The 18,168-nt window shown below is 38.9% G+C and carries 16 protein-coding genes and 2 riboswitches; of the genes, 4 read left to right on the top strand and 12 right to left on the bottom strand.

Features of this window, described 5'->3' with window-relative positions:
* Window positions 1-27: 27 nt before the first annotated feature.
* A riboswitch (SAM riboswitch) is annotated at window positions 28-132 on the bottom strand.
* Between the two features lie 124 nt (window positions 133-256).
* Window positions 257-364: riboswitch (SAM riboswitch) on the bottom strand.
* Between the two features lie 287 nt (window positions 365-651).
* Together ACX9YW_RS15600 and ACX9YW_RS15595 are read left to right on the top strand one after the other, a co-directional pair.
* A complete protein-coding gene (locus ACX9YW_RS15600) occupies window positions 652-1,644 on the top strand; it encodes an XdhC family protein (protein WP_460348021.1) in 993 nt (330 codons plus the stop codon).
* Window positions 1,645-2,271 (top strand): NTP transferase domain-containing protein, encoded by a 627-nt coding sequence (locus ACX9YW_RS15595; RefSeq protein ID WP_460348019.1) that lies wholly within the window; start codon window positions 1,645-1,647, stop codon window positions 2,269-2,271.
* A gap of 6 nt (window positions 2,272-2,277) precedes the next feature.
* Here the strand turns inward: ACX9YW_RS15595 and ACX9YW_RS15590 are convergent, their stop codons facing one another.
* From ACX9YW_RS15590 to ACX9YW_RS15545, 10 genes are all read right to left on the bottom strand, one after another.
* Window positions 2,278-2,844: a DUF5661 family protein gene (locus tag ACX9YW_RS15590; protein ID WP_460348017.1), complete on the bottom strand. Its 567-nt coding sequence runs from the start codon at window positions 2,842-2,844 to the stop codon at window positions 2,278-2,280.
* Window positions 2,845-3,066: 222 nt separating this feature from the next.
* On the bottom strand, window positions 3,067-4,737 hold the full coding sequence (locus ACX9YW_RS15585) for a M4 family metallopeptidase (RefSeq protein WP_460348015.1): 1,671 nt from the start codon (window positions 4,735-4,737) through the stop codon (window positions 3,067-3,069).
* A 418-nt stretch (window positions 4,738-5,155) separates the two neighbouring features.
* Window positions 5,156-5,671 (bottom strand): DUF3189 family protein, encoded by a 516-nt coding sequence (locus ACX9YW_RS15580; protein ID WP_460348013.1) that lies wholly within the window; start codon window positions 5,669-5,671, stop codon window positions 5,156-5,158.
* Window positions 5,668-5,952 (bottom strand): hypothetical protein, encoded by a 285-nt coding sequence (locus ACX9YW_RS15575; RefSeq protein ID WP_460348012.1) that lies wholly within the window; start codon window positions 5,950-5,952, stop codon window positions 5,668-5,670. The genes ACX9YW_RS15580 and ACX9YW_RS15575 overlap by 4 nt, the downstream gene beginning before the upstream one ends.
* A 141-nt stretch (window positions 5,953-6,093) precedes the next feature.
* Window positions 6,094-6,714, bottom strand: a complete 621-nt coding sequence (locus ACX9YW_RS15570; protein ID WP_460348010.1) for a response regulator — start codon at window positions 6,712-6,714, stop codon at window positions 6,094-6,096.
* Window positions 6,695-7,783, bottom strand: coding sequence for a sensor histidine kinase (locus ACX9YW_RS15565; RefSeq protein WP_460348008.1), 1,089 nt, complete (start codon window positions 7,781-7,783; stop codon window positions 6,695-6,697). The genes ACX9YW_RS15570 and ACX9YW_RS15565 overlap by 20 nt, the downstream gene beginning before the upstream one ends.
* A 45-nt stretch (window positions 7,784-7,828) precedes the next feature.
* Window positions 7,829-8,926: an ABC transporter permease gene (locus tag ACX9YW_RS15560; RefSeq protein ID WP_460348006.1), complete on the bottom strand. Its 1,098-nt coding sequence runs from the start codon at window positions 8,924-8,926 to the stop codon at window positions 7,829-7,831.
* A complete protein-coding gene (locus ACX9YW_RS15555; protein WP_460348004.1) occupies window positions 8,923-10,044 on the bottom strand; it encodes an ABC transporter permease in 1,122 nt (373 codons plus the stop codon). Before ACX9YW_RS15555 ends, ACX9YW_RS15560 begins: the two co-directional genes overlap by 4 nt.
* 18 nt (window positions 10,045-10,062) lie before the next feature.
* Window positions 10,063-10,995, bottom strand: a complete 933-nt coding sequence (locus ACX9YW_RS15550; protein ID WP_460348002.1) for an ABC transporter ATP-binding protein — start codon at window positions 10,993-10,995, stop codon at window positions 10,063-10,065.
* Between the two features lie 253 nt (window positions 10,996-11,248).
* Window positions 11,249-11,875 (bottom strand): hypothetical protein, encoded by a 627-nt coding sequence (locus tag ACX9YW_RS15545; RefSeq protein ID WP_460348000.1) that lies wholly within the window; start codon window positions 11,873-11,875, stop codon window positions 11,249-11,251.
* Window positions 11,876-12,223: 348 nt separating this feature from the next.
* On the opposite strand from ACX9YW_RS15545, the gene ACX9YW_RS15540 reads away from it, so the two are divergent.
* On the top strand, window positions 12,224-14,275 hold the full coding sequence (locus ACX9YW_RS15540; protein WP_460347998.1) for a S9 family peptidase: 2,052 nt from the start codon (window positions 12,224-12,226) through the stop codon (window positions 14,273-14,275).
* 270 nt (window positions 14,276-14,545) lie between these two features.
* Here the strand turns inward: ACX9YW_RS15540 and ACX9YW_RS15535 are convergent, their stop codons facing one another.
* Window positions 14,546-15,529, bottom strand: a complete 984-nt coding sequence (locus ACX9YW_RS15535; RefSeq protein ID WP_460348129.1) for a tRNA dihydrouridine synthase — start codon at window positions 15,527-15,529, stop codon at window positions 14,546-14,548.
* A gap of 236 nt (window positions 15,530-15,765) precedes the next feature.
* On the opposite strand from ACX9YW_RS15535, the gene ACX9YW_RS15530 reads away from it, so the two are divergent.
* The gene (locus ACX9YW_RS15530) at window positions 15,766-17,319 is read left to right on the top strand and encodes an ABC-F family ATP-binding cassette domain-containing protein (protein WP_460347996.1); all 1,554 of its coding nucleotides are present in this window, start codon (window positions 15,766-15,768) and stop codon (window positions 17,317-17,319) included.
* 140 nt (window positions 17,320-17,459) lie between these two features.
* Here the strand turns inward: ACX9YW_RS15530 and ACX9YW_RS15525 are convergent, their stop codons facing one another.
* A complete protein-coding gene (locus tag ACX9YW_RS15525; RefSeq protein ID WP_460347994.1) occupies window positions 17,460-18,131 on the bottom strand; it encodes a Type 1 glutamine amidotransferase-like domain-containing protein in 672 nt (223 codons plus the stop codon).
* Window positions 18,132-18,168 lie beyond the last annotated feature (37 nt).

The following is an 18,168-nucleotide window of genomic DNA, read 5'->3' as shown; positions in this document are numbered from 1 at the left end:
AGTTGAGAGGTTTTACATACAAACTCTAACTTATCTCTCGGGACTACATTCCCGTGGAATTGGCACAGTGTTCAACAGAACCCGCTGCCGAGGTTTCATAGGGCCATATCCCTCCACCTCTCTGGATAAGAAAATATTATGAAGTTATTCTAGTAAAATTTCGGACGAACAATAGTCACATGTACCTATTCGAAACTAATAAAAACAAAAAATCCTCTTCATAGAAAAGAAGAGGATTGATAAACTGAATCAGCTCTTCTCATCTGCCAGACAAACGTATGTCTGAAGGAATTGGCACAGTATTCATCAGAACCTGTTGCCGAGGTTTCGCAGGGCCATGTCCCTCCACCTCTCTGGATAAGAAAGTAATTATGGAATTTTCAGAAGTTAAATAATTGTCTAGCTAAGAATAACGCATGGTAAGATTTTAGTCAACCGAAATATATTAAAATATTTTATTTTTTATTTACCTCCCTAAAAAAACTGCCCATTTCCCCCTGGACCCTATATCCTCAAAGCCTTCCTCACCTATTAGGTTATGGAAATTCAAAAGATAAGCGCCCCAAAAAATTCCCTTTCTACCATTGCATTTTTTCCATTATTCTTTCATAAATTCTAAATTGAAGAGTTGAGCTACATAGGAAACCAAATATGTTTCTCATTGGAGTTGAAACTGATATGCTAACCTTTTTTAAAATTTTAGAAGCCATTCAACATTCAACAGAAAAGAGCATTCTGGCAACTATTATTCATATCTATGGCTCAGCATACTTAAGAGAAGGGACATCCATGCTTATCATGGAAAATGGTGAGAGGGTTGGAATGGTCTCTCCGGGTTGTCTAGAAGAGGATCTTTTTTTGCGGAGTAAAGATTTATTCTTATCAACCTGTCCGCAAATTGTCACTTATGATTTAAGCAGTGACGATGACTATGGCTGGGGGCAAGGAATGGGTTGTAATGGAGTGATAAAAATTCTGTTGGAACCTATCACCGAACAATTAAGAGCAGATTTACTTTATTTAAAGAGCTCATTAGAAAAGGGATTCTCAGTACTTCATGAAAAGGAATTTTCAGATGACTTCGCCTTCCAAAAATCTACATTTCAAATTTATAAGGACCCAAAAAAACCGAGCATTATTAACCATTTTCGGCCAAGTAGGGAAGGATATAAATATACCTATCTTTTTACGCCACCTCCACGGATTCTCCTATTCGGCGCTGGCGAAGACGCAAAACCATTAGTATCATTAGCCTCAAAAATTGGTTTCAACGTAACACTTTGTGATTGGAGACCTGGACTTTGCAACGAATCCCATTTTCCTTCCGCCAATGAATTCATCATAGGAACCCCACTGCAAATCATCCATTCCTGCCGCATTTCAAAAAATGATTTCATCGTTATTATGAGTCACAATTTTTTAAAGGATCAAGAATTCCTCATAGAACTAATAAATTATCAAGTCCGGTACATCGGTATTTTAGGCTCAACTCAAAGAACGAATCGTCTATTAGGTGAGAGAGTTTGTCATAAAAATTTATTTTTCCCAATTGGACTTCCAATCGGTGCAAAAGGTTCCGAAGAAATAGCCGTCAGTATCATGGCTCAAGTCATTCAACAATTTAGAAAGGGGAACGAAGAGTGAATGATGCTTAAACAAAACAATATAGTCGGAATTTTTTTGGCAGCCGGCAAGAGTACTCGAATGGGCAAGAGTAAATTACTTCTTCCGTTAGGAAACGAAGCATTAGGTACACATGCATTACACACAGCCCTTGGATCCAACCTTTCGCATATCGTTGTTGTGGCAAGAGATGATGACCAATCACTTAACCATTGGCAATCCTTTTTAACAGAGAAAGTAACAGTTGTCTCTTGCTCTGACTCGGTAAAAGGCCTCTCCTATTCTCTTAATTACGGGATTAGTGTCGCAAATTCATCATTGGCTCCAGATGGGGCAATGATTCTTCTTGCGGACCAACCGTTTATTCCCAAAAAGTTAATCAACCAACTCATTGATGTGTTCAATAAAGAAGAAATATTATATGTTGCATCTAGTTATAAAGATATTATTTGCCCCCCTGTTCTGATTGGAAAACCCCTTTTCCCCCTTTTAAAACAATTAAAGAGGGACGAAGGTGTTAAAAAACTTTTAACAGATTATCCCTCCATTAAAGGAAAGGTGATTCAAAATGAATCCCAAGAGCTATTTATAGATATTGATACAATGGAAGATTATGAGGCTGTTCTAACAAAATTCAATCTCCACTAATTCAAGTTATTTTTCATTAACATTTCTTTTTTTCCAATAGGCTTTAGCTTGTTCCTCAAGCACGGTTAACCTTTTATAATAATCAGGAAACTCATTAAGATGAGCCAAAGCAATTTTTCCAGTTAAAATAGGGTCATCTCCAGTAACATTTGTTTGACTATTTATTTTTCCATGCTCCAATTCGATATTAACTCCCGTCCAGAACTCGTTTAAATCAAATTTACTTTTCGTAAAGTCAATTCCTAAAAGTAATGCGATTGCTGCAGCTTCCTCTTTTGAGAAGCTTTTTTCTCGTCCTAGAGAGTCAAAGTTCCTCTTATGATCATTAGATTCTTTATATAATATTATCCATTGTTCATACAATCTTGCAGCTGCATAATAATCTTCATCATTCACCTCAGGATTCTTTTCTAACTTTTGCAATAAATTACGGCATGATTGTTCCCAATCATCTAGACTTTTTAAATCGAAAAGTTTTGAGAATCTAGGTTTCATATTTACCCAATGAGAATATATATGATTACACCATTTTAGCAAGTCTTTACGGTAATCATTTTCTTTTACTATTTCCATAAAACATTCACTCTCCTTGTGAAGTTGTTCTATTAGTCGTGCCGACAATTGCATTCTATGTTACTAATATGTCCTATTTAAAGATATATACCTATTTATATAGGCTCATAATAAATAGTATTCTAGAACTCACGACAAAGCATCCCTCAAACTCTAAGTCTGAGGGATGCTAAAACACTTCAAATATTCATATTAATTCTATTGATAAGCAACCCGAATTAATTAGTAAATACCGACAGAATCAAATCCTGAATGAACTGCTGCCACTTCCTTGCTGCCTTCACCATAAATATCGATTGCTGATTGAACAATCGCCTGACGAGCGTCGCTGAAATTGGAATTTGCTGTTAGATAAACCGTTAAAGCACGATAGTATATTTTCCCCAGCTTTTCCCTTCCAATTTCTTGACCAATCAAGTATGCTGCATGATTTGGAATGGAGGAGTTCACATGGACTCCGCCGTTGTCAACTGAAGTTGGCATATGATAAAATTCATCCATATGGTCTGGATAGACTCCACCATTTGTACTATAGGCCCTTCTTTGCTCATTGCTGACAATCACACTGTTAGGATTACTGAGGCTGCGCAATACTGTTATACCGTTAGCCTTAGCCTCAGGTGCCATAATATCCTCGCCCATTTCCCAATCACTATCATCAACTAATGCACCAAAAACGTCAGCAAAAGATTCGTTTAGCGCACCAGGTTGATTTCGATATACCAAGTTTGCTGAGTGTGTGATGACACCATGCGTCATTTCGTGGGCAGCAACATCAAGACCAGCCGATAGAGAGATCATGAATTTACCGTCACCATCACCATAGGTCATCCAACGCCCATTCCATGATGCATTGTTGTAATCTTTACCATAGTGAACTCTAGAAATAATAGCCATACCTTCCCCATCAAGAGAATTGCGACCATGTTCTTTTAGAAAATACTCATAAACCTTTTCGGAATTATAGTGTGCATCTACAAGCGCTCGATCATAATCGCCGATAAATGCAGCAGAATTCCCAACATAAACGGTATCGTTACTGGAAGTACTATCATTTTTTGCATCATATGTTATGATTCCTCCAAGGTTTTCATGAGAGTAATCGGCTAATGCAAACTTAGTTCCGGAATTCGGTGATTTTACTTGGGAAATATGTAATTCCCTGTGATGACCATGTACTCCTTTACCGGAACCCTTTTGCGTTTTCATTTCTTCCGCATGCATTAGGCCATTATACTTATCAATCACTTCTCCTGTTTTGGCATCCACAAAAACAAACCAGTTACCCGGTTCATCCCCCATAAAGTTTACATTTACTTTATAAGCTGTAAGGTTCTCTCCTTCATAAGGAAGTATGACAAGCTCAGTAGTTGGTTCATAGGTCAGCTCTTCTGGCGCGTTGACAGAAGATAATGCCTCCTTTAGTGCATCATCGCTGCTTAAGGATGTAGTGGTATCAACTACATCAAAATCAGTAATCGTCTGATTCATTCTTCCGTTAACTGATACTACTTCATTATTTTCATTAAAGTGGACAATAATTTCGGACCCTTCAACGTTCACTCCATTTACCGACTGATTAAAGCGGACGTGGGTCATACCCAATTCATCTTTCATGACTTTTTTCACCTTAAGGTTTTTCTCTGGATTTTTTAATCCTAATTTTCCTTGGTTTTTATTTAAGTAATTTAATGCATCGGTAGCAGTGCTAGAAGAAAATTTCACCGCAAACCGCTCCTTCACAAATAAAGGCACGTTTGCTTTTTCATTCCACTCCTTGAAAGCTTGTCCATTACTTACCAAACTCGAATTATCCGGTTTCGCAAAAACAGGGATAGACCCCACCAACATCATTGAAGACAGAACTACAGGTACAATAAACTTTTTCTTCATTATTCCATTCCTCCTATCTATTAAGTCCACTTCATTATAGAGTTTCATAGAATTAATTTCATGAATAATTTGAATTATTTGAAATATCTATAAAAAGTGAACAAATTAGCCTATTTAATCGATTGATACAGGTATAAAACCCTATTATCACAAGGCTACTGGCATGAAAAAGACCCTGATTTCGCAAAAATCTTTTGCGAAATCAGGGTCTTTTTCGAAAGTATAGGAAGATAGGTTTTTACAATAACACTATGGTTTCATTGTTTCCTTTATTCAAGATTTTTTCACTAGTTCTTTTAATTGATAAACCAACATTTCTATTCAATCAAACGATTGATTTAATCAAACGTTTGATTGAATTCACTCATAGTAAAATAGTAAAAACAGGATATCATCACTTGTATTTAGTTTTGGTACTCTATGCCTGATATTTTTTATTATCAATTGAAATAACCCTTGTTTCTGTGGATTGTCTTGCCATGTTCTTCGTTTCTTCCACCAGTTGGGCAATATGTTTACAGCATTTTTGTGCCCCTATGACAAGCAAGGGAACACCAATAAAATCAAGTCCAAGCCCTCTAGAAAAGAATCCACCTAAAGTCATAGGCAGTGGCACGACAGGTGATGTATTGGAAAAGATAATTTTCTCATTAAATTGATAGCCATTAACCATTATTTCACTAAAATGAACAAGAGAGGGGACCACTAGTTTGGAGGAGCGTCTTCCAAGTGTATAGACACGATTTCCCGCATCATCCTCACCATGGAAAATAAAATTTCCAGCATCTTTTTTTGATAATTTATTAAAATAGGGTACAGATAGGATCGTGTCCCTGTCTGGAATTTTTTCAGAATCATTTAGAATGTTTAAATGATAAGCAGCAGCTAATGATGTTGTATGTGTACCGCCAAAGTCATGATAGATAAAAATCATATATTTAGCTGCCCCCTATAAGCCTTTATTTGCGTTTTTAAAGATGCGTATAAACCAACTGCAGCATTTCCGTAGAAAAAACCCATAAAGAATCCTGCCCAAAGATTATGACGATGGGCAAAAAAAATCGAAATAATTAATCCAATTCCATTCGCTACTCCTGGTACCAAAGGTTTTGCTACCGGAAATAGTTTTTTTATGATTTGTGTAAGGATTACCACCAATGGAACAGCAATAACCGCATCCCAAAAGTTTGTATGGATAATTGGAAAAGCCTCCATTTTCCCACCTTCATTTTCTGTAAAGAAGTATAACTCTTTTATATCTTGCTTCATTCTGAAAAAAATAGTCCGAAAAGAGTAAATTATTTTTTTGCCCCTATCCTTTCCTACAATCGATTCCATCTTAGAGCTGTTATCGAATTAAAATTCTTTTAAATAATAGATTGCCAGCTGGGTTCGGTCTCTTAATTGGAGCTTTTCGAGTAGTCCAGTTACATAGTTTCTAACCGTCCCTTCGCTTAAGAACAATTTACTGGCAATTTCTTTGTTAGAGAGGCCTTCGGATACTAGTTGAAGGATTTCCATTTCTCTTGCTGAAATATTTAAATCTTTGGGCGGCTTTTTCTTGTCTGAGAGCATCGCCGATAATGAATGAGCGACTTCTTTTTCGAAAACAATATTTCCTTTTCCGACAGCCCGTAAGCTCTCAATGATGCTATCAGATGGCTGATTTTTTAAAATATAGCCCTCCGCGCCGCTTCTGACGGCATCCTTAATGTATTCATCATCTTTAAAGGTTGTTAAGATAACGATTTTGATATTGCTGTTATATTGTTTAATGAGCCCTGTTCCCTTCACACCATCGACTACCGGCATACGTATATCCATAAGGACGAGGTCAGGATCAAGTGATTTACAAAGTTCCAATGCTTCTTGACCATTTGATGCCGTACCGACTACCTCGAAATCATCCTCTAATTCAATGAGAATTTTCAGTCCTTCACGGATTAATGCATCATCATCAACGATTAATAGTTTCAAAGACTTTGCTCCCTTCTTCTCTTGGAATCATACAAACAATTAAAAAGCCATCCTTTGCCGAGATGGAAGTCGTGCCCCCCACATTTCGCACCCTTTCCTTCATCCCACTTAAACCAAGCCCTTCCTTAATCGAGCCACAGCCGACCCCATTATCTTTTATGAATAATCTTGTGTATTCGTTCGTTACATCGACATTGACGGTGACTCTAGTGGCACCTGAATAACGGGCTGTATTGGTTAGTGCCTCTTTGATATTAGTGCTGATCAACTCCAGATGACTTGGCGGTACCGTGTTAAAGTTACCGCTAAGCTTTAAGTCGACAGGACAATAGGTAAATTGCTTGATAATATTTTCAATATACTCAACACCAAGAGTTTCACGTGGTTTAATATTGTGGACAGTGTTCCTGAGTAATTCTAATGATTTCGCTAATCCAGTTATCGAATTTTGCACAATTTCGAGTGACTTTTCCTGATTTTTGGTATGAAGCTTATACGCTGCCTGAAGCTGAATCAAAATTCCTGCAAGATTATGGCCGATACTATCATGGATGTCCCTGGCAATTCGATTTCTTTCTTTAATTTCGACAATAGCGGCAATTTCCTTCGAAGAATGAAGAAGTCTAGCTTTAGTTTGTTCCAATTCATAACGAAGCCTTCTTTCATTATCGAGCACTTCGCTATAATGAATACTACTTTCCTTCTTTTCTCCAATCACATAAGCTAACAAACTAACAAAAATAAACATCAGAAGACTAGATAATTGGTCTCCTAAATAATAGATCGCACAAAAGAACGTAAGGATGGTGCCGATGTATTGCTTTTTTAAGGTAAAGTCGTAGGAAGCCATCGCAAAAAGGACAGAAAAGCGAATATCCATCGTTGACACCACTATCGTTAATAGTAGCGTTACGATGGATAAGTAGCTGGTAGCCCAAAATCTTTCCTTCAAAATGTTCACCGCAATGATAATCATCAAGATGAATAACTGTTCATACGGTAGAACATCTCCGATGACTAATTCAATAATCAGGTATAAAAATATCAAGGCTTTTACAATGGAGTTCATTTTCCCCTCGTATATTGGATTATTTTTCCTATATTATACAGGATTTCATTTTGAAATATCTACCTTTCTTAATGTTCCAAGTAAAAAGAAGATGACCGCAAAAAGGAGAATAACGAGCATTTCTTTTCCTAACGAAAAGATTGACTGTCCGTAAAGAAGTTGATCAATCCCTTGTAACACCCAAGTAACCGGGGTGAATTGGCTTAAGGTTTGAATAATGTCGGGTGCATAATCGAGCGGGAAGTATGCACCTCCGAGCATTGCCATTGGGGCCACTAAGCAAATTCCAATTAAACACGCTTGAACAACCGACTTAGATGATGAACTTATCGCTACTCCAAAGGAAACAGTCACGAATGAAAACAGCCACAGTAGGATGAAAATGGAAATAGCTGCATCACCCAGATACATGCCGTACACCCACTTAAGCATGATCATGACAAACAAGATTTGAATGAATGAGACAAACAAAAAGCTACAAATGGTTTGAATCATATAGTTTTTTAAACCGATTGGCGCTGTTAGCGTTCGATAAAGGGTATGGTTATTCTTATTAATCAGGATATATAGACCAACAATCATTGACGTGTATAGCATCGAAATAATCAGAAAACCAAGGAGAGATTTTGTCTTGGTTGCCCCTTTATCGATAACAGGAGTGCTTTCTAGTTGAAGCTTCCCATTTGCATCGTATTCGGTGAAGGCGTGCTGAAAGGCCTCAGGATTGCCTTTTACTCCTGCAGCAATCATCTGTGCGTGGCTCAACCATTGGTTCACGAAAGCATGAATGGATGTTGAAAAATTAGACTCTTCAACAGAGTAGGAAGTGATACCTTCCAGTTTTCCGCTTATTAATCTTTCGGTAAAGCCCTTTTTAATCAGAAGAACATAATCTAACTTAAGATTTTGGAGTTTATTTTCAATTTCCTCTTCGCGAATCGTTTTCATATCGGCTTTTGTTTCAAGATTACGAATTAGACCTTTCGTTAGGTCAGTTTGATCTTGGTCAATGACCGCTACTCTTACCATTGGCTCTGATCCAAGGAAGCCTAGGGTCATAAATGCTAATGGAAACATCAAGATGAAAAACACTTGAATTTTATTTCGAAAAATCCTTTTTATCGTATGAATAAAAATACTCACGCTACCTTCCTCCTTCCAAACTGAAACGTACCTACAACAATCAGGCAGGCGTATAACATAAACTGAAGGAGAATAGATGTGGCAATCGTTCCTTCATATATGTTGGTAAATAATAGCTTTTGACTATATGCATTTGGAGAAAACTTGCTTAAAATATCAATCAATTTCCCTTCCATTGGAGAAAATCCACCGGCAACTAGAGTTAATACGGTTGTTCCAACGAAAATGGTTAGCGCTGATATCATCGTATTTCTCGTCACATATCCTAGAATCATTCCCATTCCAATTGAAGTTAAGCAGAATAAGAAAAGTACGAGAAGGATGAGCCACATGCTTGCATTCCAATTGGCTTTAAAAACAAATTTAGAGATACTAAAAATCACCAATGAAATAAGATACAAAGTCAACGTGCTCCCGATTAATTTCCCCATCCTTACTTGCCAAGCTGGTATAGGGGCTGCTAAAAGTCTGGAACTTGTGTGATTTCCAAGATCCTTCGTGATGGCAAACACACCAAATAGTGAACCAAATAGTAGTGCTTGGAACAGAGAGGCAATAGAATAATAGTCAATCCCTCGAGGTGTTTTCCCTTCGGTGACGATTTTTAATTCTTCTACTGAGCTTGTAGCCACTTGCTGAGCTACCGGTGTATCCGATAAGTTCATCATTATTTGGTTAACATTAAAAGTACGGACAAAGCCTTCCAACACAGGTTGGATAAAGGTTCTTTCATCTTTCGTGTACAGCTCAATTGTGGCCTTATTTCCACTTGTCAAATCTTTGGTAAGGTATTGGTTTAAATAGATGAAGGCTTTTAACTCTCCAGATTTCACCAAATCCTTACCACTTTCTATATTTTCAACCTTTTTAATCGTCACTAACTCCTTTATTTCGTTTGCTTCAAACAGTTGCAAAAGCGCATTTTCAACCACCTCTTCATCATCTAAACTAAGCAGCCCTACATTCATAGAATCTACCCTCTTTGGCGTAAACTCGCTATTGAGGGCCGTCCCCAATATGATAATTAATACAATCGGGAGCCCGATAAATGCTAAAACGGATTTATAATCCCGGATATGCCTTAGAAACGTATAGTAAGCAATTGACCAAATTTTCATCTGTTTCCCCACCTTTCTCTAGTCCCTTAGGGAGCGTCCTGTTAGCGTTAAAAAGACCGCCTCAAGGCTTGGTTTTTCTACATTAAAGGACTGGATTTCGATATTTTCATTGGTAATGATCTCAATAACTCTATTCACAAATGGCTCACCTTTTTTGCCAATAACGATTAATTCGTTTCCTCTAGCGCTGCACTCTCTTACACTAGCAATTTGCTTGATGGTTTCTATCATGCTAACGCTTGTGGATGATAACTCTAATACTAGTTTTTGCTCGGAGGATACTAGTGCCGTTAGCTCTTCTTTTGTTCCTTGTGCGATGACACGGCCATGGTCGACAATCGCAATTTTCGTACAAATTTCCTCGACTTCCTCCATATAGTGTGATGTGTAAATAATGGTGGAGCCCATACGATTTAATTCTTTAATCGATTGTAGGATATGATTTCTAGATTGAGGGTCTATCCCAACGGTTGGTTCATCCATAATAATCAACTTTGGATGATGAAGGATGGCAGCTGCTATATTTAACCTGCGTTTCATCCCTCCGGAAAATCCTTTTGGTCGATCTTTCTTACGATCTGTTAACCCCGTGAATTCTAGGGCTTCTTCAATTCTTTCTTTTAAAAGTGTTCCTTTTAATCCGTAGAGACGCCCGAAGTAATCCAGATTTTCATATGCAGTTAAATCCTCAAACAAAGCAATCTCCTGTGGAACAATTCCTAGCTGCTGTTTTACGTCCATTTCGTGACGTTTCACTTCTTTACCAAAAAGAATAACGTCTCCGCTATCGTATTTCGTTAATCCGGAAAGAATACTGATTGTCGTTGTTTTTCCTGCCCCATTCGGACCAAGCAATCCATAAATCTCGCCTTCATTTATTTGAAAATTTATATGATCTAACGCAACAAAATCACCATATCGCTTGACTAAATTCTTTACTTCTAAAACCATTTTTATCGCCTCACTCAATTTGTTTTTCATTTCTTAACTTAATCATAAAAGAAGATCACTAGATTAAGTAGTGAGCAGAGGAATAATTTGGATGTGACAAATGTCATGTTGATTAATGCATGGGAGCATAGTTTTCTCCTGAAATGTTCGCCTTTTAATCCCTAACGGTGTTTGTTCGTATCCAACGCATACGAAAAGGCAGAAGTGATTGTTTCTTCTGCCTTTTTGATTAATATTCTTATGTTCATATTGCTCAGATTAGATGTGTTACCATTTTAATAACTTTATTTACTCTATTTAATTGTGAAGAAGTCAATTCAGATTTTCTACTTTCTAATACCTCCACAAAATCCTGTGAATTGGTAATATCAATGCAAATCATGGCTCGCTCTGCATGTTGTGGTACTTCTTTCGATCTACACTGTGATAAATGGTTAATAATAATTGGAAAAACTTCTTTCATATAATTTTTATCTGCCTTACACAATTTAGCAAAAACACTAATACTATGATCAACGGTTATGACACTACCCACTTCATAGGCTTTTTTAATTATATCTAAATGCGGAAATATTTCATCCGCACTAATTTCTGCTACCGTTCCTAGTGCAATCATACTTCCCCATGAGAGTCGGTTATTTTTCGATAGCAGATTTGACATAAACACCGTTGCATAGGAAGCGATTAATTCCGGTTTTCGATATCCTATTTCATATAGAACTTTAATACAATCATTTACTACTGCTTTATCTTTGGCGTTCAATCCATTCACAATTTCTTCGATTCCGTTTTGGTCTTCTTGTTCACTAAGATATTTTGCTAATTCAATATTGAGTTCTTCATCCTTACGACCAAGGTTACATGCCAATTTTTCAATCATTTTTCCTTCATCCCCTATGCACCAATATTTTACATCCATTATAGTGATTCTTTCAGTACAATAAAAGGATAAACATTTTCACAATAACACTACGGTTTCATTGTTTCTTTTGACCAACATTTTTTCACTAGATCTTTTAGCGGATAATCCTATATTATTTTCAATCAAACGTTTGATTTAATCAAATGTTTGATTGAAAAATGTTTTATTACAAACTTATCTACGGTTAGAAATCAGCTTCCTCTGTTTAAGTTGACATTATATTTTTAGACATATGCAACCGAATGAAAAAGAGGATTTCACAGCCCATGTCACGAAACTAATACCATATCGAAAGGAGAGCTTCTTATGCAACCACCTGTAGCAAAACGCATTCCTCATCAACATGAACTACATGGCGATGTCCGCAAAGACGACTATTATTGGCTGAAGGATCGCACCAATCCGGAGGTCATCCAGTATCTTGAGGAAGAAAATCGGTATTATGATGAAATCATGCGCCCATTGGAGGAAAGAACTGAAAAAATTTTTCAGAGCATGGTTGACCGTGTTCCCGATTCAGAAGTGAAAATCCCGGTGCAGCTTGGACCATTCTTCTACTATTCCCGTTTGGATAAAAACAAGCAATATCCTATCTATGCACGAAAACAGGCAGCAAGCCGTGAGCTTCTGTCAAAAGTACCAGAGGAAGTGGTGCTCGACCTGAATGATTTAGCCGTAGAGGGTGAATATTTAAGCGTAACGGTGCAGCGTTTAAGTACTGATCATAAACGTCTCGCTTATTTGGAGAATCGGGATGGCACGGATCGATATACCATCTACGTAAAGAACATCGAAACGGACGAGCTTTTACCCGAGCGAATTCCGAATGTATTTTTGTATGGCAGTATGGAATGGAGTCGGAGTGGTGAATATATTTTTTATATTACCGTTGATGAGATGCAACGCCCATACCAGTTGTGGCGACATCGTTTGGGCAGTGGTGTAGATAGTGATCAATTGATTTTTGAAGAAAAAGACATCACTTTTACATTAAGTTTAGGAAAAACGCAAAGCGGGAAATTTATTGTTGTGCAGTCAGAATCGACAACGACTAGCGAGATTCGGCTACTAGATGCGGATTCTCCGTTGTCGCCTTTGCAGCTAGTGGATGCAAGAAGTAACGGAATAAAATACGATATTGAGCATTGGGGAGATGACTTGCTCATACTGACAAACGAAGGGGCTATGAACTTTCAGTTACTCCGTTGCCCTCTCAAAGACCTCCATTCACGGGTAAAAGTCGTTGAGTATAGCGAGGACCGCTATCTTCAAGCCATGTACCCATTTCGCGATAAGCTACTTATCGTTGGCCGGGAGAATGGTCTGACGCAAATCTGGGTACTGCGCGACAGTGAACTAGAGCAAATTAAATGGGATGAGCCCCTATACACAGTTTCGATTTTATCTGGTCAAAGCTATGAAACGGCAGAGGTATTAATCCAATATGAGTCCCTACTCACACCAAAAACAATTTACGGACTGAATCTGCAGTCTTTCGAGAAAGAGCGTTTGCAAGTTGCTCCCGTCAGCGGGGAATATGATCGTTCCCGCTATCGCCAAGAGCAATTGTGGGCGGTAGCCGAAGATGGAGTAAAAGTACCGATGACCGTCGTCTATCGGAATGGAGCAATTGATCATGGGCCAGCGCCATTAATTCTACATGGGTACGGATCGTATGGAGCAAATAGCAATCCGCATTTTGACCCGTATCGTCTCCCATTGCTGGACAAGGGGATTGTCTTTGTAACTGCACAAGTTCGTGGTGGTTCCGAAATGGGACGAGGTTGGTATGAAGATGGAAAGATGCAGAAGAAACGAAACACATTCACAGATTTCATTGCAGCAGCGAAACATCTTATTGAGCGTAACTATACAACCCCAAGTCAAATGGCTGCACGCGGTGGCAGCGCTGGAGGTTTGCTCGTAGGTGCAGTTGCCAACATGGCCGGAGAGCTGTTTCAGGTGATTGTTCCGGCAGTACCATTCGTTGATGTAGTCACGACGATGCTCGACACCACGATTCCCCTTACCACCCTGGAATGGGACGAATGGGGCAATCCTCAAGAGCGGGAGGACTATTTCTATATGAAGTCATATAGCCCATATGACAATGTTGAAGCGAAAGACTATCCGCACATGTATGTCACAACCGGTCTTAACGATCCCCGAGTTGCTTATTGGGAACCGGCTAAGTGGGTTGCACAATTAAGAGCGTTAAAAACGGATGACAACGTCCTTGTTCTTAAAACGAACATGGGTGCCGGTCACTTCGGTGCATCAGGTCGTTTCAATCACTTAAAAGAAGCTGCTGCCTGTTATGCGTTTATTCTCGACAAGCTCGGGGTCAAGACCGAATAATATATTCCAAACCCTTGGTATTTTAGGTTTTAAAAGAAACATAGAAAAGGAGAGATAGACAGGTCGCCTATCTCCATCTTTATTGCCAAGCCTGGTGCTAAATGAACAAAAATGACCTCTATCCAATTTTAGATAGAGGTCATTCTGGTTGCTTTATTTATTTAACATTTCACCAATCGTTTGAATGCTCGTTACTTGTTTCTTTGACTAATGTATCAAGAAGTTTTACTACCCGTAAAGTCCTAATGGAGGCACATCGGTTGAATACTCCTACAGTTCCTCTTGACCATCAAGATTCTTTGACACAAATTGATCAAGTAACGCTCGCACTTCATTTGTTGACGCTGTGTTCATTAATTGATTTCTTAATTCACTTGCCCCTCGAAATCCTTTGACATATATTTTGAAAAAGCGATGGAGAGCCTTGAACGATCGTAGCTCTAAGTTTGCATATTTATCATGGAGATCCATATGCAACCGTAAAAGATCTAGCAATTCCTTACTGCTATGTTCTTTCGATTCTTTTTCAAAGGCAAAAGGATTATGAAAAATACCACGCCCAATCATAACCCCGTCAATGCCGTATTGATGAGCGAGCTTTAAGCCAGTTTGACGGTCTGGAATATCCCCATTGATTGTTAAGAGTGTATCTGGTGCAACTTGGTCCCGTAGGTTCTTGATTTCCGGGATTAGCTCCCAATGTGCAGGTACTTTGCTCATTTCATCTCTAGTACGCAGATGAATGGAAAGATTGGCAATGTCTTGTTTCAATATGTGTGTCAGCCAGTCATGCCATTCGTCTATTTTAGAGAAACCAAGCCTAGTCTTCACACTTACAGGCAATCCTCCTGCTTTTGCTGCTTGTATTAATTCGGCTGCAACTTCTGGTCGACGGATAAGACCGCTTCCCTTGCCATGCTGAGTGACATTAGGTACAGGACAACCCATGTTGATATCGATACCTTTAAAACCCATTTCGGCCATACCAATACTCATTTGCCGAAAGTTTTCAGGCTTATCTCCCCAGATATGGGCTACAATGGGCTGCTCATCTTCTGTAAAAGTCAAGCGCCCACGAACACTCTTGATCCCTTCTGGATGACAATAGCTCTCGCTGTTAGTAAATTCTGTGAAAAATACATCTGGTCTAGCTGCCTCACTCACTACATGGCGGAAAACAACATCCGTCACTTCTTCCATCGGTGCCAATATAAAAAAAGGTCGTGGTAAATCACGCCAAAAATTATCTTTCATTTTAAATTCAAATCCTCCATTATGGGATAGCAGGTAAAACCTTTCTCCCAAAATTAAAGTGCAGCATTTATCTGCTTCTCTACACTTATACCATGCCGAAGTACTTTTTATCAAATTAAGAAGGTGGAGACTCCAATAATTGGATTACCTCCTTGACAAGAAATAACTTCAAGTAGAAAATCTAGTCTAAATCTAGTATGATTTCCATATGTGACAATAGATAAGGGGTAAGAAAAATGAGCGTATTAAACGTACAAAATTTAAGTCATGGTTTCGGTGATCGTGCGATTTTTAATAATGTGTCTTTTCGACTTTTAAAAGGAGAGCACGTTGGACTCGTTGGGGCCAATGGTGAGGGTAAGTCTACTTTCATGAATATCGTTACTGGAAAGTTGCAACCTGACGAGGGAAAAATAGAGTGGTCACGAAAAGTTCGTGTTGGCTATTTAGATCAGCATGCTGTCCTTCAAAAAGGTACTACGATGCGTGAAGCTTTGAGTACTGCTTTTCAATATTTATTTGATGCTGAAGCAGAAATCAATGAACTTTACTCAAAAATGGGAGATGAAGGCGCGGATATCGATGCACTCCTTGAAGAAGTTGGAGAGCTACAAGAAACGTTAGATAGTAATGATTTTTATCAGATTAATTCTAAAGTAGAGGAAGTTGCTCGTGGTTTAGGATTAGACGATGTTGGACTTGACCGAGATGTGGATGATCTAAGCGGTGGGCAACGTACAAAAGTTTTGCTAGCTAAGCTTTTGCTAGAAAAGCCTGAAATCCTATTACTAGACGAGCCTACGAACTATTTGGATGAACAGCATATCGAATGGTTGAAGCGCTATTTACAGGAATATGAAAATGCATTTATCTTGATTTCACATGATATCCCGTTCCTGAACAGTGTTGTTAACTTGATCTATCACATGGAAAACCAAGAATTAAATCGTTATGTTGGCGATTATGATAACTTCTTAAAAATTTATGAAATGAAGAAACAACAGTTAGAGTCTGCTTACAAGCGTCAACAACAAGAAATTGCTGATTTGAAAGATTTCGTTGCTCGTAATAAGGCAAGTGTGGCGACTCGTAATATGGCGATGTCTCGTCAGAAGAAGCTCGACAAAATGGAAATCATTGAATTAGGGAAAGAGAAGCCGAAACCAGAGTTTAACTTCAAAGAAGCTCGTTCATCCAGTCGTTGGATTTTCGAGACGGAAGATCTTGTTATTGGTTACAATGAACCCCTTTCTCGCCCTTTGAATTTGAAAATGGAACGTGGACAAAAAATTGCCTTCGTTGGTGCAAACGGTATTGGTAAATCTACTCTTTTAAAAAGTATTCTTGGATTGATTAATCCGATTTCGGGTAAAGTGGAACGCGGAGAGTATCAATACATCGGTTACTTTGAACAGGAAGTGAAACAGTCCAATTACAACACTTGTATTGAAGAGATTTGGAGCGAGTTTCCAAGCATGAATCAGGCTGAAGTCCGCGCCGCTCTTGCAAAATGTGGTTTAACGACGAAACATATTGAAAGTAAGATTGAAGTCCTTTCTGGTGGCGAAAAAGCCAAAGTTCGTTTGTGTAAAATTTTAAACACAGAAACGAATTTATTAATTCTAGACGAGCCTACCAATCACTTGGATGTGGATGCAAAAGAAGAATTGAAGCGGGCTTTAAAGGCTTATCGCGGAAGTATCTTAATGGTATCTCACGAACCTGATTTCTATCTTGAAATTGCAACTGATATTTGGAATTGTGAGGATTGGACAACAAAAGTGTTTTAAATAAATATTAAAGGGTACCCAATGAGTAAAATTTTTACTTGGGTACCCTTTTATTATTACCTGATTATCAAATTGAGTATGGTGAATTTCAACAACACAGTAATCTCACCTACGATATTTGATATGTTTGGCGGCCAAGTCTATCTAGGTGAAAACAGTTTCCAATGCCCTTCAGAGACAACTTCGACCTCTCCGTCTATCACTTTGATGGCAGTTTCATCATCAATCGTATACGACGGACCCTTCATCCCGGCAGCCCATTTCTCTGCGGCAGCCATCGTGTTATGCGGCAGCATCTCGTGATCTAGGTGTGGAAAGATGGAAAAATCGACCAAACCCAGCGTTTCATCGCCACCTGTGGGCGGAGTCCAGCCAACGAAGAATTCCCCGATGTTGGGTGCCATCACCATGCTCCCAGCACTCATTCCCACATAGACTGCGTCTAGAGACGGCAAGAGGTCTGCCAACCCGGATTGCCTCATCCAGTGGAACAGGTAGAGGGCGTCGCCGCCCGACACTAGCAGGACATCCGTCTCCCGGACCAGTGGCACCCAGTGGTCTTCGTTGATGCTTGGCAGCGCTGTGAGCTCCAGCACTCCGACGGACTTCCAACCTAGGTCAACCATGGGATTCTCTTCTTTCCCGCTGATAAACTGCCAGGCTTTGACACCAGGGCCGACCCAGGGGTGTCCGTACATCGCGGTGGGTATGCACAGGGCGTTTGAGTCGGAAATCGGCTTACCCAGCATGTCGACCAGCGCATCGTGAATACTCTTGTTCTTAATACCAGCAGATGTCAGTAAAAATTTCATAACCCAACTCCTTGTTGTGTGTTGCTTTTAAAGTTTT

It is taken from the genome of Pseudoneobacillus rhizolycopersici (assembly GCF_054786815.1).
This window is presented reverse-complemented; position numbering and strand designations above follow the sequence as displayed.

Coding starts and splice junctions, on each gene's coding strand:
- ACX9YW_RS15545 (WP_460348000.1), bottom strand. CDS start 11,875: ATGATTGAAAAATTGGCATGTAACCTTGGTCGTAAGGATGAAGAACTC.
- ACX9YW_RS15535 (WP_460348129.1), bottom strand. CDS start 15,529: ATGAAAGATAATTTTTGGCGTGATTTACCACGACCTTTTTTTATATTG.
- ACX9YW_RS15595 (WP_460348019.1), top strand. CDS start 1,645: ATGATGCTTAAACAAAACAATATAGTCGGAATTTTTTTGGCAGCCGGC.
- ACX9YW_RS15540 (WP_460347998.1), top strand. CDS start 12,224: ATGCAACCACCTGTAGCAAAACGCATTCCTCATCAACATGAACTACAT.
- ACX9YW_RS15590 (WP_460348017.1), bottom strand. CDS start 2,844: ATGGAAATAGTAAAAGAAAATGATTACCGTAAAGACTTGCTAAAATGG.
- ACX9YW_RS15550 (WP_460348002.1), bottom strand. CDS start 10,995: ATGGTTTTAGAAGTAAAGAATTTAGTCAAGCGATATGGTGATTTTGTT.
- ACX9YW_RS15580 (WP_460348013.1), bottom strand. CDS start 5,671: ATGATTTTTATCTATCATGACTTTGGCGGTACACATACAACATCATTA.
- ACX9YW_RS15585 (WP_460348015.1), bottom strand. CDS start 4,737: ATGAAGAAAAAGTTTATTGTACCTGTAGTTCTGTCTTCAATGATGTTG.
- ACX9YW_RS15600 (WP_460348021.1), top strand. CDS start 652: ATGTTTCTCATTGGAGTTGAAACTGATATGCTAACCTTTTTTAAAATT.
- ACX9YW_RS15530 (WP_460347996.1), top strand. CDS start 15,766: ATGAGCGTATTAAACGTACAAAATTTAAGTCATGGTTTCGGTGATCGT.
- ACX9YW_RS15575 (WP_460348012.1), bottom strand. CDS start 5,952: ATGGAGGCTTTTCCAATTATCCATACAAACTTTTGGGATGCGGTTATT.
- ACX9YW_RS15565 (WP_460348008.1), bottom strand. CDS start 7,783: ATGAACTCCATTGTAAAAGCCTTGATATTTTTATACCTGATTATTGAA.
- ACX9YW_RS15555 (WP_460348004.1), bottom strand. CDS start 10,044: ATGAAAATTTGGTCAATTGCTTACTATACGTTTCTAAGGCATATCCGG.
- ACX9YW_RS15525 (WP_460347994.1), bottom strand. CDS start 18,131: ATGAAATTTTTACTGACATCTGCTGGTATTAAGAACAAGAGTATTCAC.